This window comes from Paenibacillus sp. MSJ-34 (genome assembly GCF_018918005.1).
In the GTDB taxonomy this organism is placed as follows: domain Bacteria; phylum Bacillota; class Bacilli; order Paenibacillales; family Paenibacillaceae; genus MSJ-34.
On the sequence record NZ_JAHLPR010000004.1, the window covers coordinates 67,243 to 89,388 of the forward strand.

General features: G+C 47.1%; 23 protein-coding genes. All 23 read left to right on the forward strand.

Translation table 11 applies throughout. The features are described from left to right. The first annotated feature begins 343 nt into the window (after positions 1–343). The 23 genes from KQI79_RS02845 to KQI79_RS02955 all read left to right on the forward strand — a co-directional run bounded on the left by KQI79_RS02845 (position 344) and on the right by KQI79_RS02955 (position 22,138). Positions 344–3,079: a phosphodiester glycosidase family protein gene (locus KQI79_RS02845; RefSeq protein WP_483311363.1), complete on the forward strand. Its 2,736-nt coding sequence runs from the start codon at positions 344–346 to the stop codon at positions 3,077–3,079. A 100-nt stretch (positions 3,080–3,179) separates the two neighbouring features. Then, the gene (locus tag KQI79_RS02850) at positions 3,180–4,346 is read left to right on the forward strand and encodes a sensor histidine kinase (RefSeq protein ID WP_216536714.1); all 1,167 of its coding nucleotides are present in this window, start codon (positions 3,180–3,182) and stop codon (positions 4,344–4,346) included. After that, complete coding sequence (locus KQI79_RS02855) at positions 4,336–5,061, forward strand: response regulator (protein ID WP_216536715.1); 726 nt, start codon at positions 4,336–4,338, stop codon at positions 5,059–5,061. The genes KQI79_RS02850 and KQI79_RS02855 overlap by 11 nt, the downstream gene beginning before the upstream one ends. Before the next feature lie 272 nt (positions 5,062–5,333). Continuing rightward, on the forward strand, positions 5,334–5,729 hold the full coding sequence (locus KQI79_RS02860; RefSeq protein WP_216536716.1) for a hypothetical protein: 396 nt from the start codon (positions 5,334–5,336) through the stop codon (positions 5,727–5,729). Between the two features lie 904 nt (positions 5,730–6,633). Continuing rightward, positions 6,634–6,900, forward strand: a complete 267-nt coding sequence (locus KQI79_RS02865; protein ID WP_216536717.1) for a helix-turn-helix domain-containing protein — start codon at positions 6,634–6,636, stop codon at positions 6,898–6,900. Then, positions 6,897–8,906 carry an ATP-dependent helicase ComFA gene (locus KQI79_RS02870; RefSeq protein ID WP_216536718.1) on the forward strand — a complete coding sequence of 670 codons (2,010 nt, stop codon included), beginning with the start codon at positions 6,897–6,899 and terminating at the stop codon, positions 8,904–8,906. The genes KQI79_RS02865 and KQI79_RS02870 overlap by 4 nt, the downstream gene beginning before the upstream one ends. After that, positions 8,903–9,718 (forward strand): ComF family protein, encoded by an 816-nt coding sequence (locus KQI79_RS02875; RefSeq protein WP_216536719.1) that lies wholly within the window; start codon positions 8,903–8,905, stop codon positions 9,716–9,718. Before KQI79_RS02870 ends, KQI79_RS02875 begins: the two co-directional genes overlap by 4 nt. A gap of 172 nt (positions 9,719–9,890) precedes the next feature. Beyond that, a complete protein-coding gene (locus tag KQI79_RS02880) occupies positions 9,891–10,307 on the forward strand; it encodes a TIGR03826 family flagellar region protein (RefSeq protein ID WP_216536720.1) in 417 nt (138 codons plus the stop codon). 78 nt (positions 10,308–10,385) lie between these two features. After that, on the forward strand, positions 10,386–10,670 hold the full coding sequence (gene flgM, locus KQI79_RS02885; protein ID WP_216536721.1) for a flagellar biosynthesis anti-sigma factor FlgM: 285 nt from the start codon (positions 10,386–10,388) through the stop codon (positions 10,668–10,670). 9 nt (positions 10,671–10,679) lie between these two features. Further along, entirely contained in the window at positions 10,680–11,180 is a 501-nt protein-coding gene (locus tag KQI79_RS02890) for a flagellar protein FlgN (protein WP_216536722.1), read from the forward strand. A 63-nt stretch (positions 11,181–11,243) separates the two neighbouring features. Beyond that, positions 11,244–12,824, forward strand: coding sequence for a flagellar hook-associated protein FlgK (gene flgK / locus KQI79_RS02895; protein ID WP_216536723.1), 1,581 nt, complete (start codon positions 11,244–11,246; stop codon positions 12,822–12,824). A gap of 78 nt (positions 12,825–12,902) precedes the next feature. Further along, entirely contained in the window at positions 12,903–13,808 is a 906-nt protein-coding gene (gene flgL, locus KQI79_RS02900) for a flagellar hook-associated protein FlgL (protein WP_216536724.1), read from the forward strand. Positions 13,809–13,844: 36 nt separating this feature from the next. Then, the gene (locus KQI79_RS02905) at positions 13,845–14,300 is read left to right on the forward strand and encodes a DUF6470 family protein (protein WP_216536725.1); all 456 of its coding nucleotides are present in this window, start codon (positions 13,845–13,847) and stop codon (positions 14,298–14,300) included. Next, positions 14,297–14,743, forward strand: coding sequence for a flagellar assembly protein FliW (gene fliW / locus KQI79_RS02910; RefSeq protein WP_216536726.1), 447 nt, complete (start codon positions 14,297–14,299; stop codon positions 14,741–14,743). The genes KQI79_RS02905 and fliW overlap by 4 nt, the downstream gene beginning before the upstream one ends. Continuing rightward, the gene (csrA, locus tag KQI79_RS02915) at positions 14,743–14,973 is read left to right on the forward strand and encodes a carbon storage regulator CsrA (RefSeq protein ID WP_216536727.1); all 231 of its coding nucleotides are present in this window, start codon (positions 14,743–14,745) and stop codon (positions 14,971–14,973) included. The genes fliW and csrA overlap by 1 nt, the downstream gene beginning before the upstream one ends. 22 nt (positions 14,974–14,995) lie before the next feature. Continuing rightward, positions 14,996–15,361, forward strand: coding sequence for a flagellar protein FlaG (locus KQI79_RS02920; protein ID WP_216536728.1), 366 nt, complete (start codon positions 14,996–14,998; stop codon positions 15,359–15,361). Between the two features lie 17 nt (positions 15,362–15,378). Further along, positions 15,379–16,788, forward strand: coding sequence for a flagellar filament capping protein FliD (gene fliD, locus KQI79_RS02925; protein ID WP_216536729.1), 1,410 nt, complete (start codon positions 15,379–15,381; stop codon positions 16,786–16,788). A gap of 37 nt (positions 16,789–16,825) precedes the next feature. Then, a complete protein-coding gene (fliS, locus tag KQI79_RS02930; protein ID WP_253297928.1) occupies positions 16,826–17,230 on the forward strand; it encodes a flagellar export chaperone FliS in 405 nt (134 codons plus the stop codon). Then, a complete protein-coding gene (locus tag KQI79_RS02935) occupies positions 17,202–17,621 on the forward strand; it encodes a flagellar protein FliT (RefSeq protein ID WP_216536730.1) in 420 nt (139 codons plus the stop codon). The genes fliS and KQI79_RS02935 overlap by 29 nt, the downstream gene beginning before the upstream one ends. A 101-nt stretch (positions 17,622–17,722) precedes the next feature. Next, positions 17,723–18,541, forward strand: coding sequence for a flagellin N-terminal helical domain-containing protein (locus tag KQI79_RS02940; protein WP_301287854.1), 819 nt, complete (start codon positions 17,723–17,725; stop codon positions 18,539–18,541). Between the two features lie 113 nt (positions 18,542–18,654). Further along, on the forward strand, positions 18,655–19,239 hold the full coding sequence (locus KQI79_RS02945; RefSeq protein ID WP_216536731.1) for a DUF8042 domain-containing protein: 585 nt from the start codon (positions 18,655–18,657) through the stop codon (positions 19,237–19,239). A 13-nt stretch (positions 19,240–19,252) separates the two neighbouring features. Then, complete coding sequence (locus KQI79_RS02950; protein WP_216536732.1) at positions 19,253–21,112, forward strand: motility associated factor glycosyltransferase family protein; 1,860 nt, start codon at positions 19,253–19,255, stop codon at positions 21,110–21,112. 15 nt (positions 21,113–21,127) lie between these two features. Next, positions 21,128–22,138, forward strand: a complete 1,011-nt coding sequence (locus KQI79_RS02955; protein ID WP_216536733.1) for a UDP-N-acetylglucosamine 4,6-dehydratase family protein — start codon at positions 21,128–21,130, stop codon at positions 22,136–22,138. Positions 22,139–22,146 lie beyond the last annotated feature (8 nt).

Here is a 22,146-nt window from a genome sequence, read left to right on the forward strand (position 1 = left end):
TCCGCGACAAAGTCAGCGTTTCAGGAAAAGACTTCACCAGTGATCACATCAAGCTCTGCCTGAAATCCCCCTCTTTCTGAACGAGGGGGATTTTCACAAAGGGCCGAAAAAACGCTTCATTGGCTTTGCAAGCCATGAAAATGTTTAAGCGTCGCACAAAAACTTTGAAACGTCGTATCCGGCAAGTTGTCGGATTGCTGGTTCGTAGGCTGTTAACGGACATATGCCTTCTTCTCGATATCTGCAAAAATACGCGAAATGCGTAACTTTTTCCTAAAAAATGAGTCTATTAATAGGGAATGTAAAAATAGATTCATAGGCTATAACTAGCCGAGGATAGCGAATGGGAGAGTTGCGAGAAATGAATCGGGAGCATCAGAAGGCACGTTGGATCGTTCGGTTAGCGGGAAATAAATTTGTGATTGTCACTATAACGGGTGCGTTGCTGCTGCAGCCGCTCTTAGGCGGAGCGCCGCATGTTGGCGCGGCGCCGGCGGACAAGCCGGTAACGGTCGCTTCGACCGCGTCGGGGCCCGTTGTCTCTAAGTTGAGCGAAGATATGCTAACGGCCGGCGCAAAAATAGTAAAATATCAATGGAAATCGACAAGAAGCAACAAAACGGTGCAGTCGCAAGTGGACGTGATTGAAATCGATCTCACCAACCCGTACGTCCAGTTGGACGTCATGACCGGCAAGGGGAATCAATTCACGACCGTACAGTCCGTGACCGGTATGGCGAAAGAGACGGGAGCCGTCGCCGGGGTCAACGGGGACTATTTCAACATGAATTCCGAAGGCGTGCCGATGGGGGCGCAAATTTCGCAAGGCGATCTCATGTCAAGTCCGTCGCAATTGGAAGGCATGTATGCGTTCGGGCTGACGAAAGACCGGGTTCCGGTTATCGATCAATATGAATTTCATGGAACGGTTACGGCGGAGGACGGAGCGGAGTTCCCGCTGACGGGCATCAACAAGGCCGCCTACACGACAGAACCGAATAAAGATTACAGCCATGCCAACGCGATGTATATTTATACAAGCGCATGGAAGGAAATCGAGCGTCCGCGAGCAAGCGCGGCGTCGCCGGTCGAGGTGCTGGTAGAGGACGGCGTCATTACGCAAATCTCAGACCAAGGCGGATTTGCCATGGCTGTTCCGGAGAACGGTTATATTTTGCGAACGCACGGACAGGCTGCGAATTTCGTGCGCGATCATTTGCAAGTCGGGCAGAAGCTCCGCGCGGATTACGGGTTAAAGTCCAAGACGACGCAGGCAGAAGTCGATCCTTCTTCGTTCCAAATGATGATCGGCGGGCATACGATTTTGGTAGAGAACGGGCAACCGTCCGGATATACGCGCTCGACGAGTTCGATCAGCGGTTCCAGCGCGCGTGCGCGCACCGCTGTCGGTTATTCGAAAGATCAGAAGAAAGCCTATATTTTAACTGTTGAAAAAAACGATACAAGCAGTGGCATGACGTTAAAGGAATTGCAAAACTTTATGGTCTCGATCGGCGTTTGGAAAGCGGTCAATTTGGACGGCGGCGGCTCGACGACGATGGCGACGCGTCCGCTCGGCGAATTCGATCCGAAGCTGACGCATTTGACCGAGTACGGTACGCAGCAGCGCCGGGTCGTGAACGGCCTGGGCGTGTATACGACGGCGCCGCAAGGCGAACTGAAAGGTCTTGCCATTTCCGGCGAGAAAGTGCTCTTCGTCGGGCAACAAGCGACTTATGCGATGAAAGGTTACGACACCTACTATAACCCGGTGGATACGAGCAGCCTGCAGCCGTCATGGAGCGCGAAAGATCCGCTCGTGACATGGAACGGACAAACGCTGCAAGCGGTCAAGCCGGGCAAAACGGAAATTACGGCAAAATCGGGCAGCGCCAAGGCAAGCATTAATGTAGAAGTGATCGGCGGCGCGCAAATCGATCGAATGGCGATCAGCACGCAAGCCGGGGCTCTCAAAGAGGGAGCGCAAATTTCCGTTCCGGTCACGGTAACGTTGAAAGACGGACGCGTGTTGACCGCGCCTTCCGGAGCGATGCAATGGGAGTTTGTCGGCTTCCAGGGCTCGGTGAGCGAGAACACGTTAACGGTAAGTTCTGTCAATCCGAACGCTTCGACCGGCTACGCCATCGCCCGATACGACGGATTCAGCACGATGCTGACATTGACGGGGGACAGCGATATGATGTGGGAAGATTTCGAGAACGTCAATTATCCGATCCAGTTTAACGGATCGCCTTCCCAAGTCACGGGGCAAGCTACTGTTGAGAAGGGCGTTCCCGGTAGAGAGTCGTCCAGTGTGCTTCGACTGAAATACGATATGACGCAAGGATCGGGCAAAATGTACGCCTATGCCGAATTTAACGGCGCCAATGGCAGAGACATTCCGGGCACGCCAAGCTCGATGAGCATCGACGTGATGGGCGACGGAAGCTTGAACTGGCTGCGCGCCGAACTGACCGACGCGAACGGCTCCGCCGTCTACGTCGACTTGGCCAAATATATCGATTGGACCGGTTGGCAGACGCTGGAGGCCGATTTAACGCAACATAATTTGAGCTATCCTGTGAAGCTGAAACGGATCTATCCGGTCAACGTCGAGGAGGGTCAAGACGAACGCGCCTTGACGGGAGAACTCGCTTTTGACAATATTATATTTAGGACTCCAATTTCATCCGATCAATTGAAGTTGCCGCGTCCGGTCATGCAGTTGAAGTTGAATCAAAAAACGGTCTCGATCGACGGCAACAACAAGAAGACCGACGTTGCTCCGATTCAGTTGGATGGAACGACGTATGTGCCGATTCGCATGATACTCGACGAATTTGGCGGAAGTTCCGATTGGAACGCGGGGACGAAAGGGATTACGGTATTGCGCGGAAATCAAATGATCGAGCTGCGGGTGGATCAGAAGGAATATATTGCAAATGGCGTGCGCAAAACGGCCGAAGTGTCGCCGATTGTACGGGATGGCCGTACGCTGGTTCCGCTGCGGTTGGTGTCCGAACAGTTGGGATTGAAAGTTACTTGGGAACCGGAAAGCAAGTCCATTACGATCAACTGATAATATGTTATGATAGTATCAACGTTAGCGGTCCGTTCGGCGGAGGGAGACGTTTGTCCTCCCGGCCGGACGGACACTCTGTAGAAATGGAGCAGACCGTGTGGAATACCAAGCTGATGTCATCGATCGCGTTATTAAAAATGCCATTAACGTTATGGAAGACAGCAAATATCAAATCTTCGAAATATTGGATAACGCCAGGGCGGAAATGCGATCGCTTAATCAAGAACTGCAGAGTGTATTTCAGGAGACTAGCGAAACAGTAGATAAGGTGGACAAGCTGGAACTCGAATACCGGCGCGCTCGGATCCGTTTGACCGAGGTGAGCCGGGATTTCGTCCGTTATACGGAAGAAGACATTAAGGCAGCGTATGAAAAGGCGACGCAACTGCAGCTCGACCTGATGATATACCGGGAAAAAGAAGTCTATCTTCGGGCGCGGCGGGACGATCTGCAGAAGCGGGTACGCAACGTTGAAAATTCCATCGAGCGGGCCGAAACGATCGGTTCGCAAATTAATGTCGTGTTGGAATATTTATCAGGCGATCTCAATCAAGTGACCCGAATTCTTGAATCAGCCAAAAACCGCCAGTTGATCGGGCTGAAAATTATTTTGGCCCAGGAAGAAGAACGCAAACGGATTGCGCGCGAGATTCATGACGGCCCGGCCCAATCGCTGGCGAATCTAGTGCTAAGGACCGAAATTGCCGAAAGAATGCTCGCAAAGAAGGATTTTGACATGGTCCAGCACGAAATAGTAGATCTAAAATCCCAAGTTCGTTATAGTCTGGAGGAAATACGCAAAGTAATCTTCAATCTTCGTCCGATGGCTTTGGATGATTTGGGATTGATGCCTGCGCTGCGCAAATATGTGCAAGATTTCGAAGACAAGTCGAAAATTCGCACCACATTTGAAGTCAAGGGCAAAGAAATTCGCCTTTCATCCGCAATGGAAGCCGCTGTGTACCGGTTGGTGCAGGAGGCTTTTACCAATGCTTTGAAGCATGCGCACGCTTCTTACATTTCGCTGGATATCACCTATCAGGCGCAAATGATTAAAATTGTAGTTCAAGATAACGGCCGCGGTTTTCGAGTGGAGATGTTGGAAGGGAAAATTCAGTCCTTCGGCATTATCGGCATGCGCGAGCGGGTCGAATTGCTGGAAGGCAGAATGGAGATTGAGTCCGCTGAAAATCAAGGCACCAAAGTGATCTTCATTATTCCAACGAACGTTGAGAAACGAAAGGAGCTAGAGGATGGAGAATAGAATATCAGGCAGAGGCAAATTGAAAATTTTGCTCGCAGACGATCATCAATTGTTTCGCGAAGGTTTAAAACGAATATTGAATATGGAAGAAGACCTTGAGGTGATCGGGGAATGCGGCAACGGAATTCAAGTATTGGAATTTTGCAATCATACGAAGCCCGAAGTCGTTTTGATGGACATCAACATGCCGGTAGAAAACGGGGTCGTCGCCACCGAGCGGTTGCGCGAAATTTTTCCCGAGGTCAAGGTATTGATTCTGTCGATTCACGATGACGAGAGCTATGTATTCGAAACGTTGCGCAAAGGCGCTTCGGGATATCTGCTGAAAGATATGGAGGCCGAGTCGCTAATCACGGCCATTCGATCCGTTGCCGCCGGACACGCGTACATACATCCGAAGGTGACGGGCAAGCTGATTCAACAGCTCCGTCGCATGACTTATCTTGACGAAATCGGCGTCATGGGCAACAACACGGGATCGCATGATACCGGAGTGAAATTCATCGCAACCGAGGACAATCCGTTGACGCGGCGCGAAGCCGAAGTACTTCGTCTCATGGCGGAAGGCAAAAGCAACAAGATGATTGGAGAATATTTATTTATTAGCGAAAAGACAGTCAAAAACCATGTCAGCAGCATTTTGCAGAAAATGGAGGTTGACGATCGCACGCAAGCGGTAATCAACTCGATTAAGCAGGGTTGGGTTACGTTGTAAGGCAAACGTAATTTGAATTTGGAATCGCCCTATTCATTGAAAATGAAATTTATACGGATACGTGTGCCTAACTGGTTACATTTTTGTTATTAATATGGCTGAATATGGGCGGATCGCGATCGTTATGCGAAGCGACCGACCGGGTTTGGTCTTTCCGATCCTTTCTTTTCCGGCACAGGACGCCTGTCTTTGCGCTTTTTCCGTGAGGACGCCTGTTTGGAACCAGCCTCCCGATTGTCGCATATATTGGTGCTAAAGGGAGGTGAGCCTCGATGCTTCAGGCGTTGCTTTGGATTGTCGTCTGTTACGGGTCGGCGATCGCAGTGGTTCATGCCGCGCATGCGCTTTGGAAAAAGAACGGTACCGGCCAACCTTCGGGCAAACATTATATACTGATTACGAACAATAGCGGACAGCACGTGGAATGGGTATTTCGCGCTCTCGCATGGTACGTTCGGATGAAGGGAATCGGAATAAAGATTACGGTGCTCGATGAAGGCTCGCATGACGATACGATTCCCATCGTAGAACGAATAGCTGCAAACGGCGATTCGAATGTCGCTATTTTATATACAACGGATCGGTTAGCGGAAGATTCGGATGAATCTTCCATAACGGTTCGGCTCAACCATCGGGAGGACTGGTCCAAGCTGCCGTGTGCGCTCTAGCTTTGGAAAACGGTTGCAGGGACGAGTTAAGTGCGAATGAATGAACTTTGCAATTGCATCGTTCAATTTGGCATATTTGCCAAGTTCCGACTATTGTGGCATCATTACGCTGTCGCTCCTTGGTTGACACACGATTGCATACTATGTGCCTCTGGCGGGTATTGGCGACATTCTATAGGTTTAAGGTAGATCGAATGGGCATTTTGGAACGAAATTTCCTTATTAAGGACCGATTGGAGTCTAGTATCTTGCGGATTGCGCTTATTGTGCAGGGTCTGGGAACGAAGTTATCTTTTCAACGAATTTCGATTCGCACATAAGGGATGTAGGGGCCATGAAAATATAACGGATTTCCAAGGTCTTATTTTTCAAGTTCCAGTCGATTTTTTGGAATTAACGGATTTTCGAACCGTTAACTTGTCGCGATCGGCCTAAGAATCCTTGGTTTTGCGAAGTTTCGACAAAATAACGCCCTCAAAATCCGCTAACTCCGCTAAAACAGCGTTATTGGACAAAATAAGGCCTTCAAAATCCGTTAACTTTGCTCATTTCGAGCGAACCATCGGCTCAAAACGCAGTATTACATGCGATGCAAGATTAGTGGTACTAAGGCGCAGGAAACAACAAGATCGCAGAAACTATTGCATGACTTGGTTAGGTCAATTATAATATAGGCAAAGCAATAGGAATGGGCGTGAAGCACACCCCAGTTAGCGACGATTGGTCGCCGGCTAGGGTGTGCTTTTTTGGCGTTCCGGACAAGGAAACGGGGGAATTCGTTTGCAAATCGAAGTTGAGCGTTATGCGGAGCGGTACGCGGAACATGCGAAGCGCGGCGTTACCTACAGAAAGGAACTGGGGAAAGCGGAGAAGCTCTTCTTGGAGCATGTTTGGGGGCCGGTATTTGATTATCGGTTTGACGGGCTGCAGGCGGATTATCCTTTTAAGGATTTTAAGGGCCAGGAGACAAGCCGTCTTAAGGCTGGCCCATCGTCAGGGCGGGGATGTGAATTCCGGAGATGCGGCAAAAGCGTTCGGCGTAAACCGCCGTACCGCATTGAAATGGTCGCAGCGCATGGCGAGTCACGGAGATTTGGAAGCGATTCGCCCCAATCTTAGGGCCGTCGGTTTTCGGATCGTACCGCATCAGAAGGGAAGGGGAAAGCGATGAGAGTTCATCTTTATACGGTGAAAACGGAAAAGCAGTGGGAGGCATATCTATCGCTTGATTTGCGCGTGGATTTGTTTTATTGGGCGGAGAGGGGGAAGTTGGTCGTGTTTCGGGAGACCGTGCCGCTAGGCGCGGCCAATTACATCGTCGCGCAATTTCAAAGCGAGACAAAGATGGATGGCTGGAAGGAGGGACAGTGGTTGGCGTATATGCAGAAGATTTATAAAACCGATTTGAAAGATTTTGATACTGGTTGGGAGGGGGACAATCGGAACGAACCGGTTGTCGTATTTGAGAAAGGGATCGCGGGAAGGGGCGATTCGGTTTGGGAATGGAGCGGGACGAACGTGGGCGTCAAGGCGGGGATGTTCCTTGGGGAGATACAAGGTCGCTGCGGTCTGCAGACCAACGAAATTTGGTCTCGTTTGAACTCTGAAGCGGAACGCATGGCGAGACGGATACGGGGGAGGGCGTTGTTCGCGCATGAGCTTCAAGACATGTTAGGCGGCACCGATATTGAACATGGAGTCGACTATTGGCGTACGTTGGCGCAGTTGGCTTATGTGCGCGGGGAGTTGGATTTGGCGAGCGGACTGGCTTACAAGTTGGCGGCGCGGCGCTTTCCGGGGCTGCGCCGCCAAGGGGAACTGCGCTGCAGACGCTGCGGCAGCGGAGCGGCGCAGCATCATCGTACGGCTTGCGCGTCATGCGGCAGCGCGAACTGCGCGTATTGCGAAGCGTGCCTCACGATGGGGCGGAGCCGCTTCTGCTCGCCGCTTCTGCATGGGGCGAGCCGGACCGGCCGCTCGCATGCGCCCGCCCCGGGCACGCGGCCGCGTGCCGCCGCCGAGCCGCAGGCCCGGTGGCGGCTCAGCCCGGCGCAGCACGCCGCTTCGCGCGCTGCGCTGGCCTTCCTGCAGCAGCCGTGCGCTGCTGCAGCTTCCCCCGCCGCCGGCGGTGCGGCGGCGGGGGTGCCGTCTTTCCTGCTCTGGGCCGTGACCGGCGCAGGAAAGACGGAAATGATCTTCCCGCTCATCGCGTATGCGCTCGAGCGGGAACAGCAAGTGCTCATCGCGACCCCGCGCCGCGATGTCGTGCTTGAGCTGCAGCCGCGCCTGCAGCAAGCGTTTCCCGCCGATAAGCTCGTTACGCTGTACGGCGGGAGCGAGGAACGATGGACCGACGGTCGGATCGTCTTATCCACGACGCATCAACTCATGCGGTTCTGGCAAAAATTCGACCTGGTGATCATCGACGAACTGGACGCGTTCCCGTACCATAACAATGAGCAGTTGCAATATGCGGCGGCCAAAGCTTGCAAGCCGGATGGGAAATTTATTTTCCTGTCCGCGACGCCGCCGGAGCCGATGCAGCGGAAAGTGCGGGCGGGGCGTCTGCAGCATGCCAAGGTGCCGGTACGCTTTCATCGCCATCCGCTGCCTGTTCCGAGGTTGTTACCGATCAAACCTGTTCACTATTACTTGCAGCGGAATACGCTCCCCTCCAATTTGATCGGAAAGCTGCAACATTCTTTAGACCGCGGAGCGCAAATATTCGTTTTTATTACAAGAATTAAACATGCAGAACCCCTCGTCCGTTTATTAAGGCGGTATTTCGCCGATATTCCGATTGCCGGCACCTCCTCCGCGGACGTCGAGCGCGCGGAGAAGGTCCTCGGTTTTCGCCGCAAAGAAACGCGCATGCTTGTGACGACAACGATATTGGAACGGGGAGTGACCGTTCCGCGGAGCGATGTATTCATTCTTGACGCGGACAGTTCCTTGTTCGACTCCGCTTCTTTGGTGCAAATGGCGGGAAGAGCCGGCCGGTCGAAAGACGCTCCGTATGGGCAAGTCTATTTTTGCGCTGAATACAAAAATCGCTCCCAGATGTCGGCCATCCGGCAAATTCAAGCGATGAACCGGTTGGCGCGTCGGGAAGGATATTTTCAGAGGGAGACAAGGGCGGAGGGAGTTGCCGAGGGAGGAGGCTGCGGTTCGTCATGATTGGAGGATGGAAAGAACGTTGGCGTTGGCTGAACACCTTATTGCGGGCGCGCCAACATCCATGCATGATTTGCGGCAAAAGCGCCGCTTCGTTATTCTACGGCATATGCGACGGCTGCGGCTCCGTCATTCCGTGGATCGATCGCGTCAACTGTACTGTTTGCGGACGCCATGTGCCTTGTCCGGATTGTATCCGTCGTCCGCAGGACTCCACCTATTTTATTCAAAACCGCAGTGCCGTACAATACGACTCTCATATGAAGGAATGGCTCGCGCAGTATAAATATAGAGGGAATGAACGATACATCGGATTGTTCGTGCATATGTTGAATCAAGCGTACGTCCGCATGCTGAATGAGATACGTATGAACGACGCCGCGGCAGATGACGATGCGATATTCGATTGCGTCACGTTCGTTCCGGTCAGCGAAGCTCGGCTGGCGGAACGCGGATTCAATCAAGCGGAACAGCTGGCCAAAGGGCTCGCCGCCATTCATCGGCTGCCCGTTTACCCGCTTATTCGGCGCGCGCGGCATACGGCCAAACAAAGCTTCAAAGCGCGCGGGGAGCGTATCCGGGATTTGAAGGACGTGTTCGTGCCGGATTCGGCCGCGCTGTCGCAGATTGCCGAATTGGCTCGTTCGCGTCGCTCAGAGGACAAACCTCTATTGCGAATTCTTCTGGTAGATGACGTCTATACGACCGGCAGCACGGTGAACGAATGCGCGCGGCAAATTCGGACGATCCCGGGCCTTGCCGGGTTTCCGGAGATGAGAATGGAAGTCTATTGTTTAACGTGGGCGCGCTCGTAATTATTGTAAATAATTCCTCTCTTTCAACCGATAATAGTACTATATCGTTCTAGTGAAATACCATGGAAAATGGTAAAATAGATATATTCAGTGATCGGAGGAAGGCGCATTCCTCGCGGATGCGTGGATTGAAATAAATGTGGAAAGAAGGAAATGTAGGAGGTTGTCGGTGATGAACGTTGAGAACTGTCCGCGCTGCGGAAAAATTTTTGCCAAATACTTCAGAGACCTTTGTCCGGCTTGTTTGCGCGAAATCGAAGCGGAATACGAATTATGCGTCAAATACTTGCGCGAGAACAAGGAAGCGACCATTCAGGAGCTCTCGGAAGCGACGGGCGTGACGATGCGGCAAATTACGAGATTTGTCCGCGAAGGGCGAATTTCGATGAAAAACGCGCCGAACTTGACGTACCCATGCGAAATTTGCGGAGTTCCGATCCGCGAGGGGCATATGTGCGACTCCTGCAGAGGAAGGCTTGCGAGAGACATCTCCAATTTGGCGGAAGATGAGAAGCTTAAAGATCGAAATGCGAAGGGGCATAATGGAAATCACGCCTACAGTGTTGTAGATAAATACAGAGATCGCTAAACTATAAAGTATTATAAACAACTAACCGATAAACTTAGTAAAGATTATCGGTTTTTTATTTGGAGTGGGGTGAACGTTTTGAAAATTAACGATATCGGACGACTCGGAGCGTTAAATCAGTATATGCGAAATATAGAATCACGCGAAGGCAATTTGGGAAAAAAGGGACTGCAGCGCGATAAGGTGTCCATTTCGTCGGAGGCGAAGGAAATGTTGGATGCACAAAGCCGGGTGAAGGATCCGGAGCGCGCGCAGCGGATTGAACAGTTGAAGGAAGCGGTTGCGACAGGAACGTATTATGTGGACGCAGACAAAATTGCGGAGAAGCTTCTCCCGTATTTTAAGCAAACTCCGGGGAAATAGGTGATCCAAGTGACGGTTCGATCTTTAATTGAAACGTTGGAGCGTTTGAATGACTTGCATGTGGACATGATCGAAATCGGCGAACGGAAGAAGCAAGCGATTATTCACAACGATATTGACGAATTGACGAAGACGATGCAGCAGGAATCCAAGAAGCTGAAGCAGATTACCGAAGCCGAGGCGCAGCGCCAGGAGGCGGTATACGATTTTTTGCGGGAGAAAGGGATTAAATCCAATCTCAATCTTACGATCACGGAGCTATTGCGGCTGGTGTTCCATCCGGACGAGAAAAAGGCATTGACGGAGGCGCAGCAATCGCTTGGCGACACGCTGCAGCGTATGAAACGGCTGAACGCGCATAATCAGGAATTGATCGAACAATCGCTGTCGTTTGTTACTTTTTCGCTCGATGTCATGATCGGCGGACCGGAAGACGAAGCGGTTTACCATAATCCGACCGGGCAAGCGCCTGTCGTCAATCGCAGCGGCTGGCTGGATACGAGGGCGTAGCCTGGCATACGAGGGCAAGATACTTTAGCGCTTTAGGAAGGCGCAACGGAAAGGGGCAACAACATGCGATCTACTTTTCACGGTTTGGAAACGAGCAAGAGAGCGCTCTTCGTACAAACGACGACGATGCAGACGCTCGGGCACAATATAGCGAACGCCAATACGGAAGGCTATTCGAGACAGCGCGTTAACGTCTCGGCTACGCGCCCGATCGAGGCGATCGGCATGTCGAAGAGCAGTGCGCCGGGCCAGATCGGTACCGGGGTACAATACGACAGCATTACCCGGATTCGGGACAGTTATTTGGATATGCAATTCCGTCGGGAAAATCAAGGGCTTGGCTCCTGGAGCATTCTAGATTCGACGCTGCGTTCGATCGAGGGGATATTGAACGAGCCGTCCAATAACGGAATTCGCGGCGTCATGGATAAGTTCTGGAATTCCTGGGAAGTGTTGAACCGGGATCCCGCCTTGCTGAGCGCGCGCGTCGACGTTGTCGGTTCGGCCGTCAACATGGTCGATACGCTGCGCCATATGGACGAGTCGCTCACAAATGTTACGAATGACTTGCAGGCCAACATTACGAAGAAAGTGAACGAAGCAAACGATCTGGCGCAAAATATCGCTCAGCTTAACGGCATTATCCGCAAAGCGGAGGGGCTTGGCGACAATGCCAACGATTACCGGGACCAACGGGATTTGCTGATCGATAAACTTTCGACGATCGTCGATATTCAGGTGACGGAAGCGCCGAACGGCGATGTGACTATTGTGGCGGCGGGTGTCGAAGTGGTGAACGGGGACAATGCGACGCAGCTTACGGATGCGAATGCGGCGACGGCCACGTCCGGACAGCTTCACGGCTACGTCCAGTCGCAAGCTCAGGTGGATACCGTTCGCAATCAATTGAATGCGATGGTTCAATCGCTGGTGACCGGGAAAGTGACCGTCAGACTGGAAAACGGCTATGTGGCGGCAAAAGACATTACCGCTAAGAACGATGTAGAGTTGGAGAACGGCACGACGATTCCGGCGGGAACGGTCATTCCGGCAGGCAGCCGCGTCAAGTCGCCGATCGAACTGGAAGTGAACGGCTTCAACGGGCTGCATGAGCTTGGCTACAGTTTGTCCGACCCGGCGACATCGGGAATTCCGTTCTTTACAACATCGGACGGAAGCGGGACGTTCAACATAAACAATATTCGCGTCAACCCTGTGATCGTGAATGACACGAGCAAAATCGCGGCAGCCGGCAAATACGAGACGAACAATAACGGCGATAACTTGACGATCAAAGGAAACAGCGATATCGCGCATGCCTTGGCAGGATTGCGGGATAAGGCGTTCGAATACCCGCAAAACTTGACGACATTGTCCAAGGGTACGATTGACGATTACTTTCGTGCCGTAACCGGCGACCTCGGCGTTCGAGCCGCCAATACGACGCGAAATATGGAGAATCAGCAAAATCTGGTCGATTCGCTGCTGCAGCGGCGCCAATCGGTCAGCGGCGTCTCGCTCGACGAAGAAATGGCGGATATGATCCGCTTTCAGCACGCATACAACGCAGCGGCCCGCAACATGACGACAGTGGACGAAATGCTGGACCGCATCATTAATCAAATGGGTATCGTAGGCAGATAGATTACGCTTCCGATGCGAGTTTTGTCGCTGTTAGTTCGATGAAGCATCGCTCACAAAACTTTGAGGAGGTAGTGTAAAATGCGCGTAACAGGTCAAATGCAGAATATTCAATTGCTGCGCAATCTGCGCAACATTAATGCCGATTTGCTGGACAAAAACAACAAGCTAAGCACAGGCCAACGCATCAACCGCCCCGGCGACGACCCCGTCGGCATCGGTTATCAAATGCGTTACGACACGGAACTGCTGCGCAGCAACGAGTTCATGGAGAACGTCAAAACCGGCAGCGGCATGCTGCGCACGATGGATTCGTTGATGCAGCAGGCGACGGACGTACTGAAACGAGCACGTGTTCTTGTACAGCAAGGTTCAACAGGAACCGTCACAGATGAAGCGCGGAAAATAATAGCGGCGGAAATGACGCAGTTGAAAGAACAAATGGTCATGATCGGAAATAGCAGTTATAACGGACGATTCTTATTTAACGGGCAGAAAACGGATCAACCTCCGTATACTGTTAATGGAGCCGCGGGAGAAACGACCGATTCAGGAGTATACTTTCTTAATGTCAGTCCTTCCGTCACCGTTCCGGTTAGCATTACCGGAGAAGTGATATTTGGAGCGGCAGATTCGGCAGCCAATCCAAATCCTAATAACACCTTTAAGGTATTGGACGATATTATTTCGCATCTAAACAATAACGAACAGGATCTACTGGCTGATGATATTGCCAGAATTGACGCAGCGGTCGATCATATTGCCGTAAGCTGGTCTGAAATTGGTGCTCGCATGAATCGTTTTGAACTGATGGAAAATCGGATCATGGACGAAACAGTCAATTTGAAAGAATTGCGGGCAAAGGTAGCGGATGTCGATATTCCTCAAGCAGTTACGGATTTGAAAATGAAGGAAACAGTGCTGCAGGCGGCATTATCTACCGGTGCGCGCATTATGCAAACAACCTTGATCGACTTTATACGATAGTTTGACGGTTAATTGCTTATAGGCAGGGGATGATGAATGATAAACTCGATTTCAAACGGAATCTCTGTACGACCTCCATTACATATGGCGGATGCGCCCGTTCGCAAAATTGAAATATATGAAACAGATGCGAGGTACGTACCCGCTGAACTATATATCAAAACAAGATCGGCGGAAATGGAAACGGATTGGACTCATGTTTGGGAAGATCTCGGTTTGCTTCGTCCATCGACGGTGGCAAGGGAAATAGCACATCAAGAACAAGGAAAGTTGATGGACAATGTTGCGCAAAAAGCACGAGACGGAGATCGTATTGCTAACATATCGTCCAAGGAGAAAAGTGTGTTCGGCAATATCGCTACGGAACGGTATATGCGCCAAGGACAAGCCAATGTACAACTCGTAGCTGCGCCAAGCCAAGGCGTGTTCATCAACTTCCGCATATATGCACCGGAAATTCACGTTGAGGTGAGAGGTGGTCCGCTCAAGTGACAAGGAATAAACAACAGGAGTTTGTCATCCGAAGTGCTAGTTACGGCGAAATAACCGTCAATCCGAATCAACTGTATTTTTTCGAGAAAGGAATAGTCGGTTTGCAAGAACATCGAGAATATGCTTTAGTTCCTTTCGATGATTCTCCATTTCTTATTTTACATGCAGTTGACGAAGAATTAAGTTTTATATTGTTACCCGCGGAAAATGCTGTACAAAATTACGGTTTCCATATCGATGAAGAGACAGTATCTGTCTTAAAAGCCGAGGATCCTGGCGAAATCGATATCATGCTAATTGTTAATATTATTGAGGATCAACTATACGTAAATTTAAAAGCTCCGATTTTATTATGTCCCAAACATCAAACCGGCTGCCAATTCATTATCACCGATCAGGATTATCCTATTCGCCAGCCATTGTCAAGGGGGGGAGGCTCCTAATGCTGGTCTTGAAACGGAAGGTTGGGGAGAGGATTATGATCGGTGATCATATAGAAGTTCAGATACTTGGGATAGAGGGAGAAAATATCAAGCTCGGTTTCGTCGCACCCAAAAATGTTCAGATCCTGCGTCATGAACTGTACGAAGGTATTATGGCCGAAAACATGAGTGCAGGACATTCGGGTAAACCCGATCAGATGGTTCAATTGTTGAAACAGTATAAATCATAATCATTATATAGGTGGGATGATGATGAATAGTATTCATCGCATGGAGTCGATTGGCATTGAAACGAAACCAACGAGACTAACACCATCTGTATCAAATGCCGTAGAGAGTAAAAATGAAAATTCTTACCCCAGGAATTTTAACTTGAAAAAGTTAAATGAAATGGAAATGAAAAAACTGGAGGAAGAGCTAAAAAAGCTTAACGAATCCATCAAGGCAACGGAAAAAATGATTCGCTTTAAGTACAACGATGAAGCGGAACAAATCTTCGTAGAAGTTATCAATACGGAGACGCAGGAGGTTGTAACCAGTTTACCTCCGGAGTTTTTGATCGACTTGTCGATTAAAATGAAAGAACTTATTGGAATGTTTATAGATAAAAAACTATAAGAGAGCAGGTGAAATACATGTCATTTAGTCTTGGCGGTCTCGCTTCAGGGCTGGACACAAACACGATCATTGAACAATTGATGAAATTGGAGAGAATACCCTATAAAAATTTGGAAACTCGCAAAGAAACGATTACAGATAAACAGGCTGTTTTCCGAAATTTAAATACTAAATTGGCAGCGCTTCGGGACACGGCATCAAATTTAATACTAAATGCCGATTTTAAAGGAACTACGGCAACAAGTTCAAACGATAAGGTTGCGCAAGTAACGGCAGGCGATGCCGGTTCAACGGGGACATTTCTATTAAATGTTAAGAAATTGGCCACCTCCCATGTCGTCTATTCGGATGGTGTGACAGACCTTAATTCTACCGTATCATCAACAGACAAGAAGATTTCCATTCAATATATGGGCCAAACTTTTGAAATTGAAGCCGTTGGTTCAACCAAAGGCGAGATTATGAACAATATCAAAAATCAGATCAACGGCAAAGCAAAAGGGATTAATGCCTCTGTGGTCGATACTCCAGAAGGAAAAAAACTGATTCTAACTGCCACGGGTACAGGGAAAGCGAATGAAATTGTATTTGGAGATTTACCAACATCGCCGGCAAAAGGGGACACAAAAGTATATATCAAGGACAACGGCTTATTGGCTGAACTTGGGGTCACAAAACCTGGAAATAGCAAGGCTCCTGATGAAGCGATATTCGAAGTGAACGGCATTGAATTTACTCAAAGCAGCAATGAAGTGAAGAATATTATTCAAGGCGTAACCTTGACATTAGTGGATACGGGCAACTCTACTATCAATATAAAACCTGATGTTAATAAGATTGCGGATAAGGTTGAGACGCTTGTTAAAGCTTATAATGAAGTAATAGATATTACACGCGGTTTTTTGAAAAAAGGAACTAAATTGCAAAGCGATACGACTTTGCGCGATTTGGACAGCCGATTATCCAGTTGGATGAATGGCGTAGTGAATATTCAAGGTGAGAGGATTCCGCTGGCATCAATCGGTCTAGAAATTGATAAGGGGATAACTGATCCGACATTAATGACAGGTAAAATTACGTTTGATAAAGATAAATTCAAACAGAGTTTTCTTGAAGAACCTGAAAAAGTCATTAAAATGTTTAATAATGACGAATCGGGTAATGAGGATGGAATCGCTCATATCTTGAAGAATGAACTACAGCAATGGACACGGAGCACTACCGGGATTCTTGCCTCTAAACTGAAAGGATATGACAGCGAAGTATCATTTATATCCGACCAAATGGATCGAATGAATGAGCGTTTGCAAATGAAAGAAGACCAACTTAGAAAACAATTTATCGCTATGGAGGTTGCACTTTCTAAATTGCAATCGGAACAAAATTGGATGAACGGACAACTCGCCGCATTGACGAAAAAGAATTAGCTCTCATAAGCAATTAAGGAGATGAGCTCAAGTGTTGATGACAAATCAAACCGGGTATCAGGCTTATCAAAAAAATAAATACGAAACCGCATCTCCCCATAAATTAATTTCCATGTTATATAGTGGTGCAATTCAATATACGAAGAGAGCGCAAACTGCTTTAAACAGTAACGATTTCAATGATGCTCATTTTCACATTCTTCGTGTACAGGATATTATTTTTGAATTAATGGCATGCTTGAATGAGGATGAGGGCGGTGAAATCGCTGCAAACTTGAGAAATCTTTATTTATACATGATCGATCGATTGATTCAATCCAATATCAAGAAAGATGGAGAGCCGCTAACTGAAGTTGTAGAAATGTTAAAAGAAATACAGTCAGCATGGGAACAGATCGGAAAGGATGTTACCCTTGGAAAAACCGTCGGCCAATCTATATGAATCCAGACATCAATGTTTTGTTGAAATGCTGAATATTATCCAACAACAAATGCAGATTTTTGTCGCAGGTAATATAGACGAGCAAATCGAGCAGTACAATCATTTATCCGACCGATTTACTTCAATACAAGAACATATTGACCATCTCAACTCTATGTTAAGCACGCAAGATCTCGCAGTAATGAATGTTGATGATCGAGTCGAAGAAACCAAATCGATCATTAAAGAAATTATCGATCGTCAAAAGTTGCTTAGAGGAATATTGGAACGTCATTATGATGAACTTAGAACTTCTATGAAATCCGTGAAGGAACAACAAACCGTGCGGAATGCTTACTATGGAATGGATAGCGCTGACCAGATAGCCTTATATTTTGACGAAAAAAAATAAAAAAATATGTATTTCTATTAAAAATAAGCAGAGAACTTCCGATAATATGTAATGAGGACGCAAGGATGCGGCCAATAATAAAATCACGGAGGATGATTTAAATGTCAATGTTTATTAACACGAACGTATCTGCGATCAATGCTCATCGCAACCTCGGTTTCAACAACACGCAAATGGGCAAAACGATGGAAAAGCTTTCTTCCGGTTACCGCATTAACCGTGCGGCAGACGATGCTGCAGGTTTGGCGATTTCCGAGAAAATGCGCCGTCAAATCAACGGTTACAACCAAGCGTTGCGCAATGCGCAAGACGGCATTTCTTTGTTGCAAACCGCTGAAGGTGCAATGACTGAAATTCATTCCATGCTTCAACGTATGAACACCCTTGCAAACCAAGCTTCTACGGGTACTTATGACTCAGATGACCGTGCTAAGCTTCAGTCGGAAGTTGATGAACTGATTAAAGAAATCGATAACATTGCACAAAACACTAACTTTAACGGCATTGAATTGATGAAAGCAGATGGAAAAGTCGATTTCCAAGTCGGAGCTGATAAAGTGTTAATCAGCGCTGATTTGAAACAGACAGATTCAGAAAAATTATTTGGTGCTGCTAAGAAATTGGATATCAGTACTTCCACTGCAGCTCAAAATGCTATCGCTACACTTAAAACTGCAATTGACACAGTTTCTGCTAATCGCTCTACGTTGGGTGCCGTTCAAAACCGTCTTGAGCACACGATCAATAACGTAGGCGTAAACGCTGAGAACTTGGCTGCTTCCGAATCGCGTATCCGCAACGCTGATATGGCGAAAGAAATGACTGAGTTCACCAGAAATCAAATTTTGGTTCAAGCTGGTACGGCTATGTTGGCGCAAGCAAACTCTGCTCCACAAAGCGTACTGAAACTTCTTGGATAATAATTGACATAACGGAAATCCTCAAACCTTATAGGTTTGGGGATTTTTGCATTAATAAAACCTTTCGCGAAAACCGATATAAAAGGTAAATGCTATTAGAAGGTGCTGATGCTATGAATATTATTGTCAATGATGCTCTGATTGCAAATAAAATCGCTTCAATCCCCGATTTCGCCGATTTCTGGCAACAATTCTTGTCTGATTGTTTACAGAATAAAGATATTATTCAAGAAGTTTCTGTTAATGGTCAAATCATTAAAGATCCATTGGTTACATATATGGAACGGAATTTTTCGGAAGTCAAAGAAATGCGAGTTGTTACAGTTACTCAGCGAGAGGCGATGAAGGAGTCATTGCAAGAACTGCAAAATTACTTACCTAAATTAATTAAAGCCACCGATTCAATCGCTGAGTTATATTATGAAGAAGTTACTGAACAAACGTGGGATTTGTTTACGCAATTGGTGGAAGGAATGAACTGGGTATACCAAGCTATTGATTTATGCGTTAAAGATATGGAACAACTAGACGAGCGGTTATCCTTATGTAATCAATTGAAACAGATCCTGAGGGATCTATCCATTCAATTTCCTGCGATTAACGATGCACTCGAGACTCAAGACTATATTAGCGTTGGTGATGTACTCAAATATGAATTGAAACCGCTCTTCGAACATTTGAATGACATCATAAGCTGAGAGAGGAAATGGTATGAACGACAGAACTTCCGTAAATATAGATTTTCTTAAAGAAAATTTTAATCAAGTGTACACAAAAGTGAACGGATTGCATTTTGATGCAAATAAATACGAAATCTTAGCGTCAAAATGCGGGTCGCCGAATCTCATTGTCCGCAACAATGCGGGGCATGAACTTTCCTTTTACAGTAAATATAATCCGCAGCATGAAGTGGAACGATGGCTTGAATCCATTCATGAGCAAATCTGTAACGTTAAATATATTCTTATGTATGGACTTGGATTTGGTTATCATTTGCAACAATTTATAAATCGGTATCCGGACAAAATGATTTATCTTTACGAACCGGAAATTGATATATTATTGGCTGCAATAGAGGCGATTGATTTACAACTGTTGAACCATAAACAGATTCAGTTTTTTGGAGTAGGCAAGGATTTTGATACGAAGGAAGAATTGTTTTATCGAATATGCGCTCAGGTTACCGGCGATTTCGGTTATGTCGTGCTGCCTTCCTATCAAAAAATATTTCCTACTTCCCTTGAAGAATTCGAGCAGCATGCTCAGAAATCAATATTAAATTATCGTTCAAGCATTGCTGTTAACGCATCTTTTAATTATAAATGGCCTGAGAATATATTGAATAACTTGACTAAAAACGCTTATTCCTATTCACTGCGCGGATTAAAAGATCAATGTGTTGAATTATCGGCAGTTATTGTCGGGTCGGGTCCATCGCTGCAACAGGACCTTCATTATTTAGCCAAGTTGAAAGATCATTCTCTGATCATTGCTGCCGGAACGAGTTTGCGAATTCTTTTGAAGCATAATATAACGCCGCATTTAATCGTATCGATGGACGGAGGCGATCCGAATCTTGTTGCCTTTCAGAATCTCGATATTGCGCACCTCCCGTTCCTATATACACCTTATATTAACTATAAAATTATTGAGCATAAGCATAAATATTTGATTCATGCATTCTTTAAGGACGATACGATCTCACAATACCATCTGCGATTGACAGAAGACGACCCAACTTTTTGGGGGACGCACTCTGTAACGGGTACGGCAATTCAGGCGGCTGCCTATATAGGGTGTAAACGAATCATTTTAGCCGGACAGGATCTGTCTTATCCGTTGAATCAAATGTATGCACCCGGTGCGGCTCACATTTCACAGAAATATGTCGATCAAGTCTTGGAGACAGCTACAGAATCTGTAGAAAATGTGTTAGGCGGGATCAACCCTACGACATTGAAAATGAAAATTACATTACAAGACATTGAAGATTTGCTTAGACTCTATCCTGATCATGAGTTTATTAATACGACGAAACATGGAGCTAGCATCAAACGGACTGTTTGGATGCCTATTGAAGAAGTTTACAATAGCTTGAAACATCGAAATATCGAATCAGATTGGTTTATCAAAAAGATGGGAAATCATCTTGAACCATACAATAAAAAACGCGTTTCCGAGATGTTTCAATCCATACGATCCGTAAATAATGATTTTGTTGTAATGAAGCATAAGTTGGAAAGCATAGCCAAGAAAATGGGAAAGTTAAGAGAATTGAGCAGAAGGAAGCCTAATCAGTGCGTGAAAATGATATGGGAGATCGAGCAAATTTGGGCTGGTATTGCAGAGCATGACGTATTTAAGCATATTTTGCAATTTGCGTTGCATAATGAACTGAAATATTTTGACCGACATCATCCTGAATTAGTTCGGGAACAAAATGTAATCAGGAAATCAGAACTGATCTGCAATATTCTCGGACCATTGGTTGCTCAAATACGTGATACCATTCCGAAACTCCAAGCGATATATAATAAGGCAATTCAACGAATGGATCGTTCAATGGCATAAAGGAGCGAGCTTCATATGTATCGGGATAAAAAAATATTAATTATTGGTGGAACCGGCACGATTGGTTACCATCTAGCCAAAAGATTGCTTGAAGAAAAACCAAAAGTTATTCGCATTTTTAGCCGGGACGAGTATAAACAGTACCAGATGAGCATTGACTTTCATGCCCATGCAACCCATTTAAGATTTCTTATTGGGGATGTACGAGATTATCAACGCCTTCTACGGGCGATGGAAGACATTGACTACGTATTTCATCTTGCCGCGATGAAGCATGTGCCGTTTTGCGAATATAACCCATTTGAGGCGGTGCAAACGAATGTCATTGGCACGCAGAATGTCATCCAAGCAGCCATTCAGGCAGGCGTCAAGAAAGTTCTTTTCACAAGCACGGATAAAGCGATATCGCCGACAAATACATATGGCGCCACGAAATTAATGGCGGAACGCCTTATATCTGCAGCTGAATATCAAAAAGGGCCTAAGGCAACGATCTTCTCTTCTGTAAGATTTGGCAATGTAATGGGGTCTCGAGGATCGGTGATTCCATTATTCAAAAAACAAATTCTTGAAGAACAAAGGGTTACGGTTACTGATCCGAATATGGTTCGTTTTATGATGACACCCACACAAGCCATAACGCTAATCCTTCAGGCTAATTCTATGGCTAAGGGCGGCGAAGTATATGTGTTAAAAATGCCATTAATTCGACTGGGCGATTTAGCAGAAGCAATGGTAGAAGTTGTAGCCCAAAAATATGGTTTACAAAAAGAGATAAGAATTGATCAGATCGGTTTACGGCCAGGTGAGAAAATGTTCGAAGAGTTAATGACATCAGATGAGCATAGTATCGCGTCGGAAACAAATGAAATGTACATAATTCCTTCCATTTTCGAAAGTGTGAAGTCTGAGTATTTTCACAGAGGACATATTACAATGGGATCAACTGTAAACTCAGCGGTTTCGATTGAACTGATTGACAAAAACACCTTAACACAATGGTTACTAAATGAGGCATTAATATAAATGAATAA